We start from the raw sequence: 17,801 nt of genomic DNA on the forward strand, positions 1-17,801 counted from the left end.
ATTATTAAATAATTTCATTGTTAGATTTGAAGAAACGTACTTTTTTGCCGTCTTCAAATCTAAAACCTACTCGGTCAGCTTTGTTTGTTTTCGGGTTGAAAATTGCAACGTTTGATACATCAATTGCAGCTTCTTTCTTCACTAAACCACCCTCTTTGCCTAATGCAGGTACTGGTTTTTCATGTTTAGTGATGATATTTACACCTTCAACAATCACTTTACCGTTAGATAACACTTTTGTTACCTTACCGCGCTTACCTTTGCTTTTGCCGGTAAGCACAATTACTTCATCATTTTGACGGATTTTTGCAGCCATTACATTCTCCTTACAGTACTTCTGGAGCTAAAGAAATGATCTTCATGAATTTCTCAGAACGAAGTTCACGAGTCACCGGTCCAAAAATACGAGTACCGATTGGTTGCTCAGTGTTATTATTTAAAATGACACAAGCATTACCATCGAAACGAATAACTGATCCATCTGGGCGACGAACACCCTTCTTGGTGCGCACAACAACTGCTTTTAACACATCACCTTTTTTTACTTTACCGCGCGGAATTGCTTCTTTTACAGTAACTTTGATAATGTCGCCAATAGCAGCATAACGACGGTGCGATCCACCTAGAACCTTGATACACATTACGCTGCGAGCGCCTGAATTGTCAGCAACATCCAGCATAGTCTGTTCTTGGATCATATTAGTGCTCCGTTAAATTAAAAAACCACCCTTTCGGGACGAACCTGTCCGCACAGTCAAAAGAGAACGGCGGGCAGGCTGCGGATTCTATCAAAAGAAAAAGAGAAAGGCAACGATAATTTGCCTTCCTCTTCTTAAGCCGTTTGTTAAAAGTGCGGTTGAAATTTACCGCAGTTTTTAGAATTATAAAAATATCTCCATACATTCAAAATTCATCGAATGAAAAAATAAGGGTTAGAAAAAATGAAGCGAATTATTACATTAGAGAAACTTATCAGTTTTTATATCTTGGGAAAATTTCCTTGCCTAACAACCAGAGATAGCGATCAATCTCTTTTAAACTAAATCTCTCTAATTTATAATATTTTTGGAAATCCAACAAAATTCCTTTAAATTTTCTGTAATCTTTTAGATCTATTCTTTTAAATGATGAAAATTTATCTATTTTATTAAAATATAAGAGAATTTTCTCCACGTAGCTATCATAAATAGGAAAATCAATTGGATTATGATGGCTACAATATTTAGTTGCAAAAGAATAAAAAGATCTCTTTTTGCCACTAATTTCCACCTTTCCTAATTCATTAACTAAAGAGATATCTCCAGACTTTAAACGTTCATCTAGATCTTTAATATTTAAAATATGTTTTGCCACAGGATAAATAGCAAATATATTTGTACTATAAAAATCATTTAAACATGATGCTTTCAATAAAATATCACTAATTTCACTATTACTTGGCAATAATTTTAAAAATAGTTTTTTTAACGCATTTTCTTGTAAAGTATAGCCTTCAAGATTTTCCCATCTATTGAGATATTTATTAACTTCTAAGGCACTAGGTTTGGGTGGTAAAGGCTTTTCCATCTTTTCTCCAATACATGAAATTTATCTGAATTTAGTACACAAGAATAAATGAATAATATTTCTTTTCATATACTTTTCACACTGAAATCAAAATAGTAAACACCTTATGTGTTAGTAACGGTATAATCTTCAGCAGATTCAATAATTAAATCTTTATAAATTGCACAACTTCTAATTTGTTTAGACATAACTAGCTCCAGATTACCAAAATTTTAAAACAACTTGACCAAATGCAACTAAGATAGCGTTACCATTTAGTTCATAAGTAGTATCATAGTTAGCTGAAATTTTTGGCTTAATCTTATTCCCTTCTGTCACCCAAATATCACTTTGGTTTGCTCCAACTTTAGGTTTTAACTCACGTCCATCATATACCCAAATATCACTTTGTTTTGCTCCAACTTTAGGTCTTAACTCACGTCCATCATATATCCAAATATCACTTTGATTTGCTCCAACTTTAGGTTTTAGCTCACGCCCATCACAAGACCATTTACTCGATAATGAAATTTTTGGCATAATTTTCTCCAATATCCTTATTAAAAATATTTTTATCAGTGTTTGTTTAGGTGTTATGTCAATAACAGCTAAAAGAAGTATACTTCTTTGCGAAATCTAGTTCCTAAAAGAAAAGTGCGGTTAAAATTTATTAAATTTTAACCGCACTTTAAAAATAAAAAGCCAACAGCTTTACACTATTGGCTTTTATTTTATTACTTTTCGTTGTTAATTAAGCAATCACTGCTTTCTCAACTACACGAACTAAAGTCCATGATTTAGTTTTAGAAATCGGACGACATTCGCGAACTTCTACTAAATCACCTAATTTAGCTTCGTTATTTTCATCGTGCACATGTAGTTTAGTTGTGCGACGGATAAACTTACCATAAAGTGGGTGTTTAACCTTGCGTTCAATAGCAACAACGAAAGATTTCTCCATCTTGTCACTTACTACACGACCTTGCACGCTACGAATTTTATCAGTCATTACTCACCCGCCTTTTCGGTTAGAACAGTTTTAATTTGTGCAATACTACGACGCACTTGTTTTAACTGATGGGTTTGTTGAAGCTGACCGGTGGCTGCTTGCATACGCAACTTGAATTGCTCACCTAACAAGTTAACCAATTCAGCATTCAGCTCTTCAACACTTTTTGTACGTAGTTCTTGAGCTTTCATTACATCACCGTCTTAGTTACGAAAGTGGTCTTAATTGGCAATTTAGCAGCTGCTAATGCAAATGCTTCTCTTGCGATCTCTTCAGACACACCATCCATTTCATAGAGAACTTTACCCGGCTGGATTAAGGCTACCCAGTACTCAACGTTACCTTTACCTTTACCCATACGGACTTCTAGTGGTTTTTCAGTAATTGGTTTATCTGGGAATACACGAATCCAGATTTTACCTTGACGTTTTACTGCACGTGTCATCGCACGACGAGCGGCTTCAATTTGACGCGCAGTTAAACGACCACGACCAACTGCTTTTAAACCGAAAGTACCGAAGCTAACTTCTGTACCGCCCGCGATACCACGGTTACGGCCTTTGTGAACTTTACGGAATTTTGTACGTTTTGGTTGCAACATTTAGCGATTCTCCTTACTTACGACCTTTACCGCGCGGAGCCTTTTTAGGCTTGTCGGCAGGTTGTTGTTCCGGTTGCGCTAGCGCAGCCATTCCACCAAGAATCTCACCTTTGAAGATCCATACTTTAACGCCGATTACGCCGTATGTAGTATGAGCTTCTGCAGTGTTATAGTCGATGTCCGCACGTAATGTATGTAGAGGTACACGACCTTCACGATACCATTCAGAACGAGCAATTTCGGCACCGCCCAAACGTCCGCTAACTTCAACTTTGATACCTTTAGCGCCTAAACGCATTGCGTTTTGTACCGCTTTCTTCATAGCACGACGGAACATAACACGACGTTCTAATTGTGAAGCGATACTGTCTGCAACTAATTTTGCATCTAATTCAGGTTTTTTTACTTCAGCAATGTTGATTTGCGCTGGAACGCCTGCGATTTTTGCCACTGCATTACGCAATTTTTCAACATCTTCGCCTTTTTTACCAATAACGATACCCGGGCGAGCTGTGTGAATAGTTACACGAATACTTTTCGCTGGACGTTCAATAGTGATACGTGAAACGGAAGCATTCGCTAATTCTTTATTTAAGAATTGACGTACTTTGAAATCGCCTTCAAGATTGTCAGCGAAGTCTTGTGTATTCGCAAACCAAGTAGAGCTCCAAGGTTTTACAATACCTAGGCGAATACCATGTGGATGTACTTTTTGACCCATTGTTATTCCTCTACTTATTAACGATCTGACACAACCACAGTAATGTGGCTTGTACGTTTTAAAATACGATCTGCACGACCTTTAGCACGTGGCATAACACGTTTCATGCTTGGACCTTCATCTACGAAAATCTTCGCAACTTTAAGATCATCGATATCTGCACCGTCATTGTGCTCAGCATTAGCAATCGCTGACTCAAGAACTTTCTTCACTAAAGCAGATGCTTTTTTATTCGTGTAAGTAAGAATTTCTAGAGCTTGAGCAACTTTCTTGCCACGGATTAAATCCGCAACTAAGCGAGCTTTTTGCGCTGAAGTGCGAGCGTAACGATGTTTTGCAATAGTTTCCATCTTTTACCCCTTACTTCTTAGCTTTCTTGTCCGCAGCGTGACCGCGGTAAGTACGAGTCGGTGCAAATTCGCCTAATTTATGACCGATCATTTCATCAGAAACATAAACAGGAACATGCTGACGACCATTATGGACTGCGATGGTCAATCCAATCATTGATGGAATGATCATTGAACGACGGGACCAAGTTTTAATTGGTTTTTTATCCCCGCTTTCCACCGCCTTCTCTACCTTCTTCAACAAGTGTAGGTCAAGGAAAGGACCTTTCTTGAGAGAACGTGGCATGGCTTATCCTCTTATTTAATTAAAATTATTTACCACGACGACGCACGATATATTTATCAGTACGTTTGTTATGGCGAGTTTTCTTACCTTTAGTTTGAACGCCCCAAGGTGTTACTGGGTGTTTACCAAAGTTACGACCTTCACCACCACCGTGCGGGTGATCTACTGGGTTCATTGCAGTACCACGAACTGTAGGGCGTACACCTCTCCAGCGGTTGGCACCGGCTTTACCCAATACGCGAAGCATGTGCTCTGAGTTGCCTACTTCACCAATGGTGGCAGAACATTCAGCTAATACTTTACGCATCTCACCAGAACGGAGACGTAAAGTCACATAGTTACCTTCACGGGCAATGATCTGTACATAAGCACCGGCTGAACGAGCAATTTGACCGCCCTTGCCTGGTTTTAATTCAACGTTATGTACGGTAGAACCAACCGGGATATTACGCATTGGTAATGAGTTACCAACTTTAATTGGCGCATGTGCACCCGCTTGGATTTGATCACCTGCAGCCAAACCTTTAGGTGCTAAGATATAACGACGTTCACCGTCTTTATAAAGCACTAAAGCAATATTTGCAGAACGATTCGGATCGTATTCTAAACGTTCAACAACACCAGGAATGTCTAATTTATTACGTTTAAAATCAATTAAACGATAGTGTTGTTTGTGACCGCCACCGATGTGACGAGTAGTAATACGACCATAGTTGTTACGACCACCAGTTTTAGATTTAGTATCTAAAAGCGCAGCGAAAGGTTTACCTTTGTGCAATTCATGGTTAACAACTTTAACAACATGACGACGACCAGCGGAGGTCGGCTTACATTTAACGATAGCCATTATCTTCTACTCCTCCGTAATTACTCTGCTGCGCCTTCAACGAAGTCCAAAGATTGTCCTTCTTGAAGTGTAACATAAGCTTTTTTCCAGTCACTGCGACGTCCCATCTTAGCACCACGGCGTTTAGTTTTACCTTTCACCACAACGGTACGAACAGAATCCACTTTCACTTCAAAAAGTTGCTCTACTGCATTAGCAATTTCTACTTTGTTCGCATCTAAAGCGACTTTGAAAACGATTGTGTTTGACTTCTCAGCGTTATTTGTTGCTTTCTCAGAGACATGTGGTGCTTTAAGCACTTTTAGCAAACGTTCTTGACTCATGCTAACATCTCCTCAATTTGCTTCACAGCATCCACAGTTACAACTACTTTATCGAAAGCAATTAAACTTACCGGATCAATACCTTGAGCATCACGAACATCTACTTTGTATAAGTTACGTGCTGCCAAGAACAGATTTTCATCTAAACTTGCTGTGATGATTAACACATCTTCAAGTGCTAATTCTTTTAATTTTTGTACTAATACTTTGGTTTTTGGTGCATCAATTTCAAATTTATCAACAACCACTAAACGATCTTGACGAACAAGCTCGGAAAGAATGCTCTTGATTGCACCGCGGTACATTTTCTTGTTCACTTTTTGGCTGTGATCTTGTGGTTTCGCTGCGAAAGTCACACCACCAGAACGCCAAATTGGTGATTTGATATCACCGGAACGAGCACGACCTGTACCTTTTTGACGCCAAGGTTTTTTACCTGAACCGGACACTTCAGCACGAGTTTTTTGTGCACGAGAGCCTTGACGAGCACCTGCTGCATAAGCAACAACAACTTGGTGAATCAACGCTTCGTTAAACTCACGGCCGAAGGTAGTTTCAGAAACAGTGAGTGCATTAGCACCAACAACTTGTAATTCCATCTCTATCTCCTAGACCTATGCTTTAACTGCCGGCTTAACGATAACATCACTACCAGTAGCACCCGGAACGGCACCTTTTACTAATAGCAATTTACGCTCAGCATCTACACGAACAACTTCAAGGGATTGAACGGTTACACGTTCATTACCTAAGTGTCCTGCCATTTTTTTACCTTTAAACACACGACCCGGGGTTTGGTTTTGACCAATAGAACCGAGAACACGATGTGATAAAGAGTTACCATGGGTAGCATCTTGAGTACGGAAGTTCCAACGTTTAACACCACCTTGGAAACCTTTACCTTTAGAAGTACCGGTAACATCAACTTTTTTAACATCTGCGAAGATGTCAACGTTAATTTCTTGACCTAAAGTGAATTCTTCACCTTCAGTACGAAATTCCCATAAACCGCGACCAGCTTCAACGCCAGCTTTCACGAAATGACCCGCTTCAGGCTTCGTTACACGACTTGCTTTTTTAGAGCCAGTGGTAACTTGAACTGCAGTATAGCCATCGTTTTCAAGAGTTTTAACTTGAGTTACGCGGTTGGCTTCGATTTCGATAACGGTAACCGGTACAGACACGCCATCTTCATTGAAGATACGGGTCATACCGACTTTACGACCGACTAAACCAATCATTGTAATAACCTCTTAATTAACCTAGGCTGATCTGCACGTCAACGCCGGCAGCCAAGTCTAAACGCATTAAAGCATCAACAGTTTTTTCTGTTGGCTCAACAATATCAACTAAACGTTTGTGAGTACGGATTTCATATTGGTCACGCGCATCTTTATTTACGTGTGGAGAAATCAATACTGTGAAACGCTCTTTACGAGTTGGTAAAGGAATCGGACCACGCACTTGCGCACCGGTACGTTTAGCTGTTTCAACGATCTCCGCTGTGGATTGATCGATCAAACGATGATCAAACGCTTTAAGGCGGATACGGATTCTTTGGTTCTGCATGAGACCAGAGCTCCAATAAATTTAGCTAATAAAAAAACTAACACCATCACAATTCTCACATCAAAACAACAAGAAAAGGAGGTGCAAGCTACCTGTTATATAGTCCCCAAATCGGAGACATTGTTAGTATTACCTATTGTAATACTCGTTTAATAAATGATTACATTAAACGGCTTCTATAATTAAAGCCCGTGAATTCTACTAAAAGATAAGACTCTCCGCAAGTGTTATCTTCTAAAACGGCTCTGATAAATACCGTTTTAATGCCGGTATCACCGTTTTTGCATCTTTCACCCCTAAGTCATACATTGCCTGCACTTTGGCGACATCTTTTTCAATACGGCGAATAGGCAGCGTAACAGAAGGGCGAATAACAAAAATCTCGCCTTGTTCGTTAAGACGAATGACGTCTTCCACTGCACGGTTATAGTCGGCATAGCGGTTGTTCAGGCGTTCGATCAGTTTAGGGTAACGGCGATAAAAAGCATTAAAAATCAGCGGATTGGTCGGCGTTTTGCGGTAATCCAACGGTCGGGTGAGAATGACGATGATTTTGTCGTAGCCCAACTGTTGACAGAAACGCAACGGAATACTGTCTGCAATGCCACCGTCTAAATATTTTTTGCCGTTGATTTCCACCATTTTTGACACGAAAGGCATGGCGGAGGTGGCACGCAGGGTTTCCATTTGCTCAAAGGCATCGTGGATTTTCACATATTCCGCTTCGCCGCTTTCCACGTTGGTTAACACCGTATAAAAGTCGATACCGGAACGGGCGAATGCTGCTTGATCGAAGACGTCCAATTCAAAAGGTAGCTGATAAAAGGCGAACTCTTTGTTGACGATATTGCCTGTGGTGAACAGGCTGTGCCATCCCATGTAGCGTTTGTCGTTGAGGTATTTTTTGTTGTAGCGCAACACGCGGCCACGTTGTTTAGAAGGAAAATTCACACCGAACAATGCACCGGCGGATACGCTGACAATGCCGTCAATGTGAATTTGTTCATCCAAGAAGACATCCAACACGCCGGCGGTGAACATCCCGCGCATGGCGCCGCCCTCTAATACCAATCCGACTTTCATTAGCTTAACTCATAAGGCAAGAGTTGCATGTCGAGCAAGGTTTGGCAATTCGGCAAGCGGAACGCCTGACCTTCTTCCAACGGCGTATTTAATACGGTTTGTAACCACAAAACACCGTGGAAATTGACCGCACTTGTGATGGTGCCCGTGGCGCGCCAGTTATCGCCGAGTGCCATTTCCAATGCCGAACCGATGTCCGGCAGACTTTGTGTTTGTGCTGCGAAAATAAATAAAGCGCGTTTATTGGTGCCACGATATTTGGCGCGCGCCACGGTTTCTTGCCCGATGTAACAACCCTTTTGGAAGGAAATCGCCTGTTCAATACTTTGTAGGTTTAACGCTTGAGGAATAAATTCTAATTGGGTCGCGGCTGCCAAACTAGGGATGCCATCTTGAATGTCCAATAAATCCCAAGCCTCTGCTTCAACGGTAGGTTCGAGGGCTAAACGGGTCGGATTGAGTAAAATCATGCGCGGTTGTTGCGCCTTCACGTCAATGCGAATTTGCGCTGAAAATTGACCGCACTTTTCGATGGCTTTTGTGCCGGCTGCGCCGAGAATTTGCCAATCTAACAGCGTGAAAGTGACTTTGGAAAATACCGCATATTTTTTCAGCTGATCCAACGCCGATGGCAATAATGCGCTTTTCAACAGCATATAAAAGGTCTGTTCATCTTGACGAATTAAACGGAACAGCGCGCTCATTTTGCCTTTTGGATCGCAATGGGCGGTCAGCGTGGATTCGCCAACTGCTAACTTAGTGACATCGCAAGTGAGTTGCCCCTGTAAATATTTTTCCGCCTCCGTGCCTTCAATTTGAATCAGCGAGTAGTGCGTTAACGGGCAAATAATGTCATCTTGTTGTGCCGTTAAAAGGGAATAGGCCATCGTACTTTCCTTAAAAAATATCAATCAATTACTCAAGATTTTGAATTTGTTCGCGCATTTGCTCTATTAACACTTTCAGCTCAATAGCGGAATTGGTCACATCAACATTGATGGACTTGGACGCCAAAGTATTGGATTCGCGGTTGAGCTCTTGCATCATGAAATCCAGCTTGCGTCCCACCGCACCGCCTTTGCGCAGAATGTTTTGCGTTTCTTTCACGTGTAATTGCAAACGATCCAATTCTTCGGCGACATCAATGCGTTGCGCCAACATAATCAGCTCTTGTTCTAAACGTTGTGGATCCGGTTGCAGTTGCACTTCTTCAAAGCGTTGCAACATGCGCTCGCGTTGCCATTGTAAAATCTCCGGCATTTTGGACCGCACTTTTTGCTGTTCTTCATTGATGGCGTCAAGGCGTTGTGTCAGTAACGTGTGGATTTTTTCCCCTTCACGTTGACGCATAGCGATAAATTCCTCGACCACTTGCTCAAACGCCGCCAATAAATCTTGGCTGATTAAATCCACATCCTGTTCCGGCACTTCCACTACGCCCGGATAGCGTAATACATCGGTTAAATTGAGCTCACCTTCGCCTGCTTGCCGTTTTAGCCATTGCAAAGATTGCAATACTTGCGTGGCGAGTTCTTGGTTAATGTGCAATTCCGTTGAGGCTTGCTTTTTGTTATCAATTCGCAAGGTACATTCAATTTTGCCGCGGGTAAGTTTTTGGCGCAGTGTTTCGCGTAAGGTGTTTTCTAAACTGCGGAATTGTTCCGGCAGGCGGAAAAAGGTTTCTAAATAACGTTGATTGACCGAACGGATTTCCCAAACTGCGTTTCCCCAGTCTTTTTTGATTTCCAAACTGGCGAATGCCGTCATGCTATAAATCATAATAATTCCTTCATTTTTAGGCGCTAAAATTTGCGTGCTATTGTACTGCCAAATTTCGTTTCTGTCAGTTTGCGTGCTAAAATGGCGCGATTTTTTTATTGCTTAACGAGGAATTTTTCATGCGTCCGAATCAACGTGCCAACAACCAAACCCGCCCGATTAAAATCACCCGTCATTACACCAAACACGCAGAAGGTTCCGTGCTGGTGGAATTTGGCGATACCAAAGTGTTGTGTACTGCCACCGTAGAAGACGGCGTGCCGCGCTTTTTAAAAGGACTGGGACAAGGTTGGGTCACCGCGGAATACGGCATGTTGCCACGTTCTACCCACAGCCGTATGCAACGTGAAGCGGCAAAAGGCAAACAAGGCGGCCGTACTTTGGAAATTCAACGTTTAATTGCCCGTTCCTTACGCGCCATGGTGGATTTGGAAGCCCTTGGTGAACGTTGTGTGACCTTAGATTGTGATGTGATCCAAGCGGACGGCGGTACACGTACCGCCTCCATTACCGGCGCTTGCGTGGCGTTATGTGATGCGTTGAACGGCTTGGTGGCAAACGGCACATTGAGCAAAAATCCATTAAAAGGCTTGGTGGCGGCCATTTCTGTCGGCATTGTAAACGGCGATGCGGTATGTGATTTGGAATATGTGGAAGATTCCGCCGCAGAAACAGACATGAATGTGGTCATGATGGAAGACGGCCGCATGATTGAAGTGCAAGGCACTGCGGAAGGCGAACCGTTCAGCCATGAGGAATTATTAACCTTATTAGATCTGGCTAAACAAGGCTGTGAGGTCATTTTCCAAATCCAACGTGCGGCATTGGCAGAATAAGGATTGGAAGATGGAAAACTATAAACAACAGTTTATTGAATTCGCCCTTGCCCGTCAGGTTTTAAAATTTGGCGAGTTCACCTTGAAATCTGGTCGCATTAGCCCTTATTTTTTTAACGCAGGTTTGTTTAACCAAGGTGCCGATCTTGCCCGTTTAGGTGAATTTTATGCGGCAGCCTTACAAGATGCCGGTTTGCAATACGACATGATTTTTGGCCCGGCGTACAAAGGCATTCCCATTGCCACTGCGGTATCCATTGCGTTATTCAACCGCTTTGACATCAATAAACCGGTATGCTTTAACCGCAAAGAAACCAAAGATCACGGCGAGGGCGGCAATTTAATCGGTAGTCCGTTGCGCGGCAAGGTGTTGTTGGTGGATGATGTGATCACTGCCGGCACGGCAATTCGTGAATCCATGCAAATTATTCAAGCCAATGAAGCGCAATTAAGCGCGGTATTGATTGCTTTAAACCGTCAAGAGCGTGGTAACGGTGAGCTGTCTGCGATTCAAGAAGTCGAGCGCGATTACCAATGCAACGTGTTATCTATCATTGATTTTGCCGATTTGATGGCGTTCATTGAAACTCAACCGGAATACCAACAATATTTACCGGCAATGCGCGCTTATCGTGAGCAATACGGCATTAAATAAAGCGAAAGTGCGGTTGTTTTTGCACGCGTTTTTCAATTTGCTGAGAAAATCCACCGCACTTTTTTGACCCTAACGGAGCGACAATGAATTTTATTGGGAAATTTTTAGGTGCCTTAATCGGCTTTCGATTGGGCGGTTTTTTTGGCATGTTGGCGGGAGTGTTTCTTGGCCATCTTGCAGACAAAAAACTGTATGAACTGGGCACAGTCAATTCTTCTTTCTTCAAAACGAAAACCACCCGTCAACTGTTGTTTATGCAAACCACCTTTGCGGTGTTGGGACATTTAAGCAAAGCCAAAGGACGTGTGACGGAGAATGACATTCTGTTAGCGACCCATTTAATGGACCAAATGCAACTAGACGATGCCGGTCGCCGTTTAGCGCAAGAGGCATTTAACCGTGGCAAACAGGCAGATTTCCCGATTCGTCAGGTGATTCGCGAATTTCGTCTGGGGTGCGGACAACGTGCGGATTTATTGAGGGCATTTTTATCCGTGCAAATTCAAGCCGCCTTTTCTGACGATCATTTACATGACAATGAAAAAGACGTGCTGTTTATTGTTGCCGAAGAACTGGGCTTATCCCGCGTTCAATTTGAGCAAATGTTGGCAATGGAAATGGCGGCGCGTCATTTTGCACGCGGCGGTTTCTATCAACAAGGCGGCTACTACGAGCAACATTCCGGCTCCCAAGGCGGCTATCAACAGCAATCGCAATCTTCTTCCGGCCCGACCTTAAACGATGCTTATCAAGTGCTTGGTGTCAGCGCGACAGACGATCAGCCCACAGTGAAACGTGCCTATCGTCGTTTAATGAATGAAAATCATCCGGATAAATTAGTGGCAAAAGGGTTGCCACCGGAAATGATGGAAATGGCGAAAGAGAAAACCCAGCAAATTCAAGCCGCATACGACTTGATTTGCAAAGCCAAAGGCTGGAAATAACCTTTGCGCGTCATTTTAGCCCCGATGCAGGGCGTGCTTGATCCTCTCGTGCGTCAATTATTAACGGAAGTGAACGATTACGATTTGTGCATTTCCGAATTTGTCCGTGTGGTGGATCAACGCCTCCCGCCGAAAGTGTTTTATCGCCTTTGCCCTGAATTGCACCAACAAGGCTGTACGCCAAGCGGTACGCCGGTACGTGTGCAATTGCTCGGACAACATCCTCAATGGCTGGCGGAAAATGCCGAACTCGCCATTCAATTAGGTTCCCACGGTGTTGATTTAAACTGTGGCTGCCCGTCGAAAACCGTCAACGGCAGCAACGGTGGCGCCTCTTTGTTAAAGCAACCTGAACTTATTTACCAAGCCACCAAAGCCATTCGTCAAGCTGTACCACCAGAACAGGCAGTGAGTGTTAAAGTGCGCTTAGGCTGGGATTCCATCGATTTTGCTTTTGATATTGCGGATGCGGTGCAACAAGGCGGCGCGGCCGAAATTGCCATTCACGGCAGGACTAAAGCGGATGGTTATCGCGCTGATCGTATCAACTGGCAAAAAATTGGTGAAATCCGCCAAAAACTCCATATTCCTGTGATCGCCAATGGCGAAATTTGGCGTTGGGAAGATGGGCAACGATGCTTAGAAATAACCGGCTGTGAAGATTTAATGGTTGGTCGTGGGGCGCTTAATATGCCTAATTTAAGCCGTGTGCTAAAACATAATGACGCGCCGTTAAGCTGGGCTGAAATCATGCCGATTCTGCGCAAATACGCCACATTAGAAAATTGCCACGACAGCGGTTTTTACCACGTGGCGCGCATTAAGCAATGGCTACAGTATTTAAAATGTGAATATGAAGAAGCCACCGCGTTGTTCGAGGTGGTGAAGCGGTGCCATGATGGGGATGAGTTAAGGGTGTTGTTGAAAACGTACCTGGGATAGCTTGATGTTTGAAAAATAACTAAAAAATGCACCGCACTTTTTAACTCATGTGCTCATTAATAGCGCTTTTTTTGCCTACAACGTAAATTGCAACCGCCATAAAGCCAACACTTATTCCCCATAAAACAAGCCTGTGCCATATAAATAAACGTCAACCTCATCTCCTACATACAACTCAATGCCATGGTGTTCCTCTAACTCAATGTCGAACCCGTTTATTTCAAGACGAATCGCCGTAATTTTGCCTTTGAATTCTACGTTTTTTACCACTGCGTTAAAAAGTGCGGTCGGATTTTGCGGTGTTTTTAACAGGCTGAATTGTTCCGGACGAAGAAGTAACGTGCCGCGTTGTTGCCCTTGGCTTTTGTCTATCACGGCAATGTCACCTAATTGGCAATGCGCTGTTGAAGGTGAATTTAAGGTTGCCGGCAACACAATGCTTTCGCCGATAAAGGTGGCAGTGGAAAGGTGTTGTGGTGACCAATAAAGCGTACGCGGATTCGCGATTTGTAAGATTTCTCCATTTTGCAACACAGCGATTTTATCGGCATAACGCAAAGCCTCGTCGCGATCATGGGTGACAAAAATGGCGGAAGTACCACTTTGGCGAAGTGCTTGCAACATATCATGACGGATTTGTTGACGCAGATGTTCATCTAAGGCACTGAACGGCTCATCCAATAAAATTAGTTCAGGATTTGGCGCAATGGCGCGTGCCAAGGCGACACGTTGTTGTTGCCCACCGGAAAGTTGGTGTGGAAAACGGTCGGCGAGTACACAAATGCCGGTAAGCGCCATTACTTCGTCAATGCGTTGTCGTTCTTCCGGGGAGCGACCTTTGCCATCGCCCAACCCGTAAGCAATATTGCGATACACATTCAAGTGTGGAAATAACACTCCTTCTTGCACCACATAACCTAGCCGACGCTGTTGCGGTGGAATATTGCAATTTGCGCCAAAAATCAACCGCTCTTTTAGGTAAATTTCACCGTTATCAGGTTGTTCAAAACCGGCAATAGCGCGTAGCAAAGTCGTTTTTCCACAACCGGAAGCGCCGAGCAAAAACAAGATTTCTCCACAGTGCAATTCAAGGGAAATATCGCGTAGTACGCGCGTCTGCCCAAAATGTTTATTGAGGCAGTGGATTTGTAACAAAGGGAGAGATTTTTGAGTTGTGTTCATTGGTGAAAATCCATTAAGTCGCACTGAAAGTGCGGTAAAATTTCATGACGTTTCTCTTATTTTTTCCGTTTGGCACGCGGATGCGCCGCATCATACACGTCTGCTAAATGTTGAAAATTTAAGTGCGTATAAATTTGCGTTGTCGATAAATGACTGTGTCCGAGTAATTCTTGCACCGCGCGTAAATCGGAACTGGCTTCCAACATATGGGTGGCAAAAGAGTGGCGGAGTTTATGCGGATTCAAATGGCTATTCAACCCTTGTCGAATGCCCCAGCGTTCCAAGCGCATTTGAATCGTGCGCGTGGACATGCGATTCCCCAACTGACTGACAAACAACGCGTCGTCTTTTGGGTTAAATAACAACCGCACTTTGAGCCATTGTTGAATGGCGTGGGAAGCATAACGTCCCAGTGGCACAATACGCTCTTTGTTCCCTTTACCAATCACCCGGACTTCACGCACGCGAAGATTAATGCTGTTTAAGTTCAATCCTTGCAATTCCGACAAACGCAAACCGGAGCTGTAAAACAATTCAATCATGGCGCGATCGCGGATATCAATGGGCTCTTTGCTGTCGTTGGCAAGTAATAGCTGAATTTGATCCGTATCGATGTTTTTGGGTAAATGTTTGGGTTGCTTAGGCGCGGAAACGCCCACAGCCGGATTCACCTTGAGCTGCCCTTGATACACCAAATAACTAAAAAAGCGGCGCAACGCAGAAAGGCGTAACGCTAAGCTTTTTTCTTTTAGGCCATCCTGTTTACTGCTTTGAGCCAACACATAGCGCACCACACTTGGTGTGACTTGCTGCCATTGTTGAATACCGGCGTCCTGCAAAATGGCGATAACGCGCACCAACTGATGCTGATAGTTGGTCAGCGTATGAGGGCTCACTTGACGTTCAATGCGCAAGTAAGTCAGGTATTTTTGCAGTTCGTTTTGCATCGCAGATGATCAACCATTAGAGATAAATCACGCCGTCATAGACGTGAGTGGCGCTACCGGTCATATACAGCGGATGCCCTTCGCCTTGCCATTCAATCAGCAAACTGCCGCCGGGCAAATCCACCTGCACGTCATTGTCCAATACGCCTTGCATAATCCCCACAGCGACTGCCGCACAAGCACCGCTACCGCAGGCTTGGGTTTCGCCCGCGCCGCGCTCATGTACGCGTAATTTAATATGTTTGCGGTTCACCACCTGCATAAAACCGGCATTCACCCGTTCAGGAAAACGCTCATGGTTTTCAAGTAATGGCCCGAGCTGCGCTACGTTAGCCGTGTGAATATCATCCACCTGCACCACACAATGGGGATTCCCCATGGATACCGCGCCACAGAGTACCGTTTGAATTTCCGTGCGCAAAATATAATTTTTCTCGAATTTATTGGCGGTAAATGGAATTTTATTCGGCTCCCAAATGGGTTCGCCCATGTTCACACGCACGTTGTCGTCTTCCTTAACGGTCAACACCATTTTGCCGTTTTGTGTACTGACGGCGATATCTTTTTTGTTGGTTAAGCCTTTAAGCGTCACAAAACGGGCAAAACAACGAGCACCATTACCACATTGCGCCACTTCACTGCCGTCCGCATTAAAAATACGATAATGAAAATCCAATTCGGGATCATAAGGCGGCTCCACCACCAACAACTGATCAAAACCAATGCCACGATGACGATCGGCTAAACGTTTAATGGTGTCGGCAGGAAAATAAACGTTCTGCGTAACCGCATCCACCACCATAAAATCATTGCCGAGTCCGTGCATTTTAGAAAATTGCATAGTTATCCTTAAATAAATGAATTTTGCGGAATTATAACACACAAGGCACCACTTTCACTCGAGCCATTCGTTCCATTATCGATAGAAATGAAAAACAAAGTGCGGTCTATTTTTCAATTATTTTTAATAACAAAAAAATATCGGAAAAATACTTGCTTTTGAGCGTGATCTCTTGCTATTAATTAATTCCTCAAATTTTCTCTAATAAAGGATACATTTATGAAAAACGTGGGTTTTATCGGTTGGCGCGGAATGGTGGGTTCCGTTTTAATGGAACGTATGCAGCAAGAAAATGACTTTGCGAACATCAATCCGGTTTTCTTTACCACTTCTCAAGCCGGTCAAGCGGCACCGACTTTTGCCGGCAAAGACGCAGGCACATTGAAAGATGCGTTTGATATTAACGAATTGAAAAAATTAGACATTGTTGTCACTTGCCAAGGCGGTGATTACACCAATGACGTGTATCCGAAATTAAAAGCCACCGGCTGGGATGGCTATTGGGTGGATGCCGCCTCTGCATTGCGTATGGAAAAAGACGCCATCATCGTCTTAGATCCGGTAAACCAACACGTGATTAGCGAAGGCTTGAAAAACGGCATAAAAACCTATGTGGGCGGTAACTGTACGGTGAGCCTGATGTTAATGGCGTTAGGCGGTCTATTTAAACAGGATTTAGTGGAATGGATTTCCGTGGCAACTTACCAAGCCGCCAGTGGTGCAGGCGCTAAAAATATGCGTGAGTTGTTGGTGCAAATGGGTGAACTCAATGGCGAAGTCAAAGCGTTATTGGCACAACCGCATTCTTCTATTTTAGATATTGAACGAGCCGTAACAGCAAAAATGCGCAACAGCGATTTCCCAATTGATAACTTCGGCGCACCATTAGCCGGCAGCTTGATTCCATGGATTGATAAACTTTGGGAAAACGGACAAACCAAAGAAGAATGGAAAGGTTACGCAGAAACCAACAAAATTCTTGGCTTAAGCGACAACCCAATTCCGGTTGATGGTTTATGCGTGCGTATTGGGGCTTTACGTTGCCACAGCCAAGCGTTCACCATTAAATTGAAATGCGATATTCCGTTAGCGGAAATCGAGCAAATTTTAGCCTCTCACAATGAATGGGTGAAAGTGATTCCGAACGACAAAGAAACCACATTGCGCGAATTAACACCAACCAAAGTGACCGGCACATTAAGCGTTCCGGTCGGTCGTTTACGTAAGCTCAATATGGGGCCGGAATACCTCGCAGCGTTCAGCGTGGGCGACCAATTATTATGGGGCGCGGCAGAGCCGATTCGTCGTATTTTGGTGCAGTTGACTGCCTAAAATAAACAA

The 17,801-nt window shown here is 43.4% G+C and carries 26 protein-coding genes; 5 read left to right on the forward strand and 21 right to left on the reverse strand.

The features are described from left to right. Positions 1–4 precede the first annotated feature (4 nt). The 18 genes from rplX to HMPREF9065_RS07270 form a co-directional block, all read right to left on the reverse strand. The gene (rplX, locus tag HMPREF9065_RS07360; RefSeq protein WP_021615549.1) at positions 5–316 is read right to left on the reverse strand and encodes a 50S ribosomal protein L24; all 312 of its coding nucleotides are present in this window, start codon (positions 314–316) and stop codon (positions 5–7) included. A gap of 10 nt (positions 317–326) precedes the next feature. Continuing rightward, positions 327–698: a 50S ribosomal protein L14 gene (rplN, locus tag HMPREF9065_RS07355; RefSeq protein ID WP_005619403.1), complete on the reverse strand. Its 372-nt coding sequence runs from the start codon at positions 696–698 to the stop codon at positions 327–329. A 274-nt stretch (positions 699–972) separates the two neighbouring features. Continuing rightward, a complete protein-coding gene (locus HMPREF9065_RS07345; RefSeq protein ID WP_021615551.1) occupies positions 973–1,566 on the reverse strand; it encodes a hypothetical protein in 594 nt (197 codons plus the stop codon). 201 nt (positions 1,567–1,767) lie between these two features. After that, entirely contained in the window at positions 1,768–2,085 is a 318-nt protein-coding gene (locus HMPREF9065_RS07340) for a hypothetical protein (RefSeq protein ID WP_021615552.1), read from the reverse strand. Between the two features lie 211 nt (positions 2,086–2,296). Beyond that, positions 2,297–2,554: a 30S ribosomal protein S17 gene (rpsQ, locus tag HMPREF9065_RS07335; protein WP_005539352.1), complete on the reverse strand. Its 258-nt coding sequence runs from the start codon at positions 2,552–2,554 to the stop codon at positions 2,297–2,299. After that, positions 2,554–2,745, reverse strand: coding sequence for a 50S ribosomal protein L29 (gene rpmC, locus HMPREF9065_RS07330; protein ID WP_005539356.1), 192 nt, complete (start codon positions 2,743–2,745; stop codon positions 2,554–2,556). Before rpmC ends, rpsQ begins: the two co-directional genes overlap by 1 nt. Further along, a complete protein-coding gene (gene rplP / locus HMPREF9065_RS07325) occupies positions 2,745–3,155 on the reverse strand; it encodes a 50S ribosomal protein L16 (protein WP_005715748.1) in 411 nt (136 codons plus the stop codon). Before rplP ends, rpmC begins: the two co-directional genes overlap by 1 nt. Before the next feature lie 13 nt (positions 3,156–3,168). Continuing rightward, the gene (gene rpsC, locus HMPREF9065_RS07320; RefSeq protein WP_005715746.1) at positions 3,169–3,876 is read right to left on the reverse strand and encodes a 30S ribosomal protein S3; all 708 of its coding nucleotides are present in this window, start codon (positions 3,874–3,876) and stop codon (positions 3,169–3,171) included. Positions 3,877–3,893: 17 nt separating this feature from the next. Further along, positions 3,894–4,226, reverse strand: a complete 333-nt coding sequence (gene rplV / locus HMPREF9065_RS07315) for a 50S ribosomal protein L22 (protein ID WP_005539363.1) — start codon at positions 4,224–4,226, stop codon at positions 3,894–3,896. Positions 4,227–4,236: 10 nt separating this feature from the next. Then, the gene (rpsS, locus tag HMPREF9065_RS07310; protein WP_005539416.1) at positions 4,237–4,512 is read right to left on the reverse strand and encodes a 30S ribosomal protein S19; all 276 of its coding nucleotides are present in this window, start codon (positions 4,510–4,512) and stop codon (positions 4,237–4,239) included. A 25-nt stretch (positions 4,513–4,537) separates the two neighbouring features. After that, a complete protein-coding gene (gene rplB / locus HMPREF9065_RS07305) occupies positions 4,538–5,359 on the reverse strand; it encodes a 50S ribosomal protein L2 (protein WP_021615553.1) in 822 nt (273 codons plus the stop codon). Between the two features lie 20 nt (positions 5,360–5,379). After that, complete coding sequence (rplW, locus tag HMPREF9065_RS07300) at positions 5,380–5,682, reverse strand: 50S ribosomal protein L23 (RefSeq protein ID WP_005701885.1); 303 nt, start codon at positions 5,680–5,682, stop codon at positions 5,380–5,382. Then, positions 5,679–6,281: a 50S ribosomal protein L4 gene (gene rplD, locus HMPREF9065_RS07295; protein ID WP_005556240.1), complete on the reverse strand. Its 603-nt coding sequence runs from the start codon at positions 6,279–6,281 to the stop codon at positions 5,679–5,681. Before rplD ends, rplW begins: the two co-directional genes overlap by 4 nt. Before the next feature lie 15 nt (positions 6,282–6,296). Then, on the reverse strand, positions 6,297–6,923 hold the full coding sequence (gene rplC, locus HMPREF9065_RS07290) for a 50S ribosomal protein L3 (protein WP_005545484.1): 627 nt from the start codon (positions 6,921–6,923) through the stop codon (positions 6,297–6,299). Between the two features lie 16 nt (positions 6,924–6,939). Beyond that, the gene (rpsJ, locus tag HMPREF9065_RS07285) at positions 6,940–7,251 is read right to left on the reverse strand and encodes a 30S ribosomal protein S10 (RefSeq protein WP_001181005.1); all 312 of its coding nucleotides are present in this window, start codon (positions 7,249–7,251) and stop codon (positions 6,940–6,942) included. A gap of 234 nt (positions 7,252–7,485) precedes the next feature. Then, a complete protein-coding gene (locus HMPREF9065_RS07280; RefSeq protein WP_021615554.1) occupies positions 7,486–8,334 on the reverse strand; it encodes a patatin-like phospholipase family protein in 849 nt (282 codons plus the stop codon). Then, a complete protein-coding gene (locus HMPREF9065_RS07275; RefSeq protein WP_021615555.1) occupies positions 8,334–9,221 on the reverse strand; it encodes a CAF17-like 4Fe-4S cluster assembly/insertion protein YgfZ in 888 nt (295 codons plus the stop codon). The genes HMPREF9065_RS07280 and HMPREF9065_RS07275 overlap by 1 nt, the downstream gene beginning before the upstream one ends. A 28-nt stretch (positions 9,222–9,249) precedes the next feature. Next, on the reverse strand, positions 9,250–10,113 hold the full coding sequence (locus HMPREF9065_RS07270; protein WP_021615556.1) for a YicC/YloC family endoribonuclease: 864 nt from the start codon (positions 10,111–10,113) through the stop codon (positions 9,250–9,252). A 119-nt stretch (positions 10,114–10,232) separates the two neighbouring features. Between HMPREF9065_RS07270 and rph the strand changes: the two genes are divergently transcribed. From rph to dusC, 4 genes are all read left to right on the forward strand, one after another. After that, positions 10,233–10,949 carry a ribonuclease PH gene (gene rph, locus HMPREF9065_RS07265; protein ID WP_021615557.1) on the forward strand — a complete coding sequence of 239 codons (717 nt, stop codon included), beginning with the start codon at positions 10,233–10,235 and terminating at the stop codon, positions 10,947–10,949. Between the two features lie 10 nt (positions 10,950–10,959). After that, a complete protein-coding gene (gene pyrE, locus HMPREF9065_RS07260; protein WP_021615558.1) occupies positions 10,960–11,604 on the forward strand; it encodes an orotate phosphoribosyltransferase in 645 nt (214 codons plus the stop codon). An 83-nt stretch (positions 11,605–11,687) separates the two neighbouring features. Beyond that, positions 11,688–12,548 carry a co-chaperone DjlA gene (gene djlA, locus HMPREF9065_RS07255; RefSeq protein ID WP_021615559.1) on the forward strand — a complete coding sequence of 287 codons (861 nt, stop codon included), beginning with the start codon at positions 11,688–11,690 and terminating at the stop codon, positions 12,546–12,548. Positions 12,549–12,551: 3 nt separating this feature from the next. Continuing rightward, positions 12,552–13,490, forward strand: coding sequence for a tRNA dihydrouridine(16) synthase DusC (dusC, locus tag HMPREF9065_RS07250; RefSeq protein ID WP_033002425.1), 939 nt, complete (start codon positions 12,552–12,554; stop codon positions 13,488–13,490). A gap of 111 nt (positions 13,491–13,601) precedes the next feature. On the opposite strand, the gene HMPREF9065_RS07245 is transcribed toward dusC, so the two are convergent. The 3 genes from HMPREF9065_RS07245 to dapF are packed head-to-tail and all read right to left on the reverse strand — an operon-like array spanning position 13,602 to position 16,460. Continuing rightward, positions 13,602–14,672 (reverse strand): ABC transporter ATP-binding protein, encoded by a 1,071-nt coding sequence (locus HMPREF9065_RS07245; RefSeq protein WP_021615561.1) that lies wholly within the window; start codon positions 14,670–14,672, stop codon positions 13,602–13,604. Between the two features lie 56 nt (positions 14,673–14,728). Then, positions 14,729–15,619: a tyrosine recombinase XerC gene (gene xerC / locus HMPREF9065_RS07240; RefSeq protein ID WP_021615562.1), complete on the reverse strand. Its 891-nt coding sequence runs from the start codon at positions 15,617–15,619 to the stop codon at positions 14,729–14,731. Between the two features lie 16 nt (positions 15,620–15,635). After that, entirely contained in the window at positions 15,636–16,460 is an 825-nt protein-coding gene (gene dapF, locus HMPREF9065_RS07235) for a diaminopimelate epimerase (protein ID WP_021615563.1), read from the reverse strand. 219 nt (positions 16,461–16,679) lie between these two features. On the opposite strand from dapF, the gene asd reads away from it, so the two are divergent. Further along, positions 16,680–17,792 (forward strand): aspartate-semialdehyde dehydrogenase, encoded by a 1,113-nt coding sequence (asd, locus tag HMPREF9065_RS07230; protein WP_021615565.1) that lies wholly within the window; start codon positions 16,680–16,682, stop codon positions 17,790–17,792. Positions 17,793–17,801 lie beyond the last annotated feature (9 nt).

Source organism: Aggregatibacter sp. oral taxon 458 str. W10330 (assembly GCF_000466335.1).
In the GTDB taxonomy this organism is placed as follows: Bacteria; Pseudomonadota; Gammaproteobacteria; order Enterobacterales; family Pasteurellaceae; genus Aggregatibacter.

Bases quoted from the DNA above. Each gene is read 5' to 3' on its own strand.
- rplX (WP_021615549.1), bottom strand. From the start codon at position 316: ATGGCTGCAAAAATCCGTCAAAATGATGAAGTAATTGTGCTTACCGGC.
- rplN (WP_005619403.1), bottom strand. From the start codon at position 698: ATGATCCAAGAACAGACTATGCTGGATGTTGCTGACAATTCAGGCGCT.
- HMPREF9065_RS07345 (WP_021615551.1), bottom strand. From the start codon at position 1,566: ATGGAAAAGCCTTTACCACCCAAACCTAGTGCCTTAGAAGTTAATAAA.
- HMPREF9065_RS07340 (WP_021615552.1), bottom strand. From the start codon at position 2,085: ATGCCAAAAATTTCATTATCGAGTAAATGGTCTTGTGATGGGCGTGAG.
- rpsQ (WP_005539352.1), bottom strand. From the start codon at position 2,554: ATGACTGATAAAATTCGTAGCGTGCAAGGTCGTGTAGTAAGTGACAAG.
- rpmC (WP_005539356.1), bottom strand. From the start codon at position 2,745: ATGAAAGCTCAAGAACTACGTACAAAAAGTGTTGAAGAGCTGAATGCT.
- rplP (WP_005715748.1), bottom strand. From the start codon at position 3,155: ATGTTGCAACCAAAACGTACAAAATTCCGTAAAGTTCACAAAGGCCGT.
- rpsC (WP_005715746.1), bottom strand. From the start codon at position 3,876: ATGGGTCAAAAAGTACATCCACATGGTATTCGCCTAGGTATTGTAAAA.
- rplV (WP_005539363.1), bottom strand. From the start codon at position 4,226: ATGGAAACTATTGCAAAACATCGTTACGCTCGCACTTCAGCGCAAAAA.
- rpsS (WP_005539416.1), bottom strand. From the start codon at position 4,512: ATGCCACGTTCTCTCAAGAAAGGTCCTTTCCTTGACCTACACTTGTTG.
- rplB (WP_021615553.1), bottom strand. From the start codon at position 5,359: ATGGCTATCGTTAAATGTAAGCCGACCTCCGCTGGTCGTCGTCATGTT.
- rplW (WP_005701885.1), bottom strand. From the start codon at position 5,682: ATGAGTCAAGAACGTTTGCTAAAAGTGCTTAAAGCACCACATGTCTCT.
- rplD (WP_005556240.1), bottom strand. From the start codon at position 6,281: ATGGAATTACAAGTTGTTGGTGCTAATGCACTCACTGTTTCTGAAACT.
- rplC (WP_005545484.1), bottom strand. From the start codon at position 6,923: ATGATTGGTTTAGTCGGTCGTAAAGTCGGTATGACCCGTATCTTCAAT.
- rpsJ (WP_001181005.1), bottom strand. From the start codon at position 7,251: ATGCAGAACCAAAGAATCCGTATCCGCCTTAAAGCGTTTGATCATCGT.
- HMPREF9065_RS07280 (WP_021615554.1), bottom strand. From the start codon at position 8,334: ATGAAAGTCGGATTGGTATTAGAGGGCGGCGCCATGCGCGGGATGTTC.
- HMPREF9065_RS07275 (WP_021615555.1), bottom strand. From the start codon at position 9,221: ATGGCCTATTCCCTTTTAACGGCACAACAAGATGACATTATTTGCCCG.
- HMPREF9065_RS07270 (WP_021615556.1), bottom strand. From the start codon at position 10,113: ATGATTTATAGCATGACGGCATTCGCCAGTTTGGAAATCAAAAAAGAC.
- rph (WP_021615557.1), top strand. From the start codon at position 10,233: ATGCGTCCGAATCAACGTGCCAACAACCAAACCCGCCCGATTAAAATC.
- pyrE (WP_021615558.1), top strand. From the start codon at position 10,960: ATGGAAAACTATAAACAACAGTTTATTGAATTCGCCCTTGCCCGTCAG.
- djlA (WP_021615559.1), top strand. From the start codon at position 11,688: ATGAATTTTATTGGGAAATTTTTAGGTGCCTTAATCGGCTTTCGATTG.
- HMPREF9065_RS07245 (WP_021615561.1), bottom strand. From the start codon at position 14,672: ATGAACACAACTCAAAAATCTCTCCCTTTGTTACAAATCCACTGCCTC.
- xerC (WP_021615562.1), bottom strand. From the start codon at position 15,619: ATGCAAAACGAACTGCAAAAATACCTGACTTACTTGCGCATTGAACGT.
- dapF (WP_021615563.1), bottom strand. From the start codon at position 16,460: ATGCAATTTTCTAAAATGCACGGACTCGGCAATGATTTTATGGTGGTG.
- asd (WP_021615565.1), top strand. From the start codon at position 16,680: ATGAAAAACGTGGGTTTTATCGGTTGGCGCGGAATGGTGGGTTCCGTT.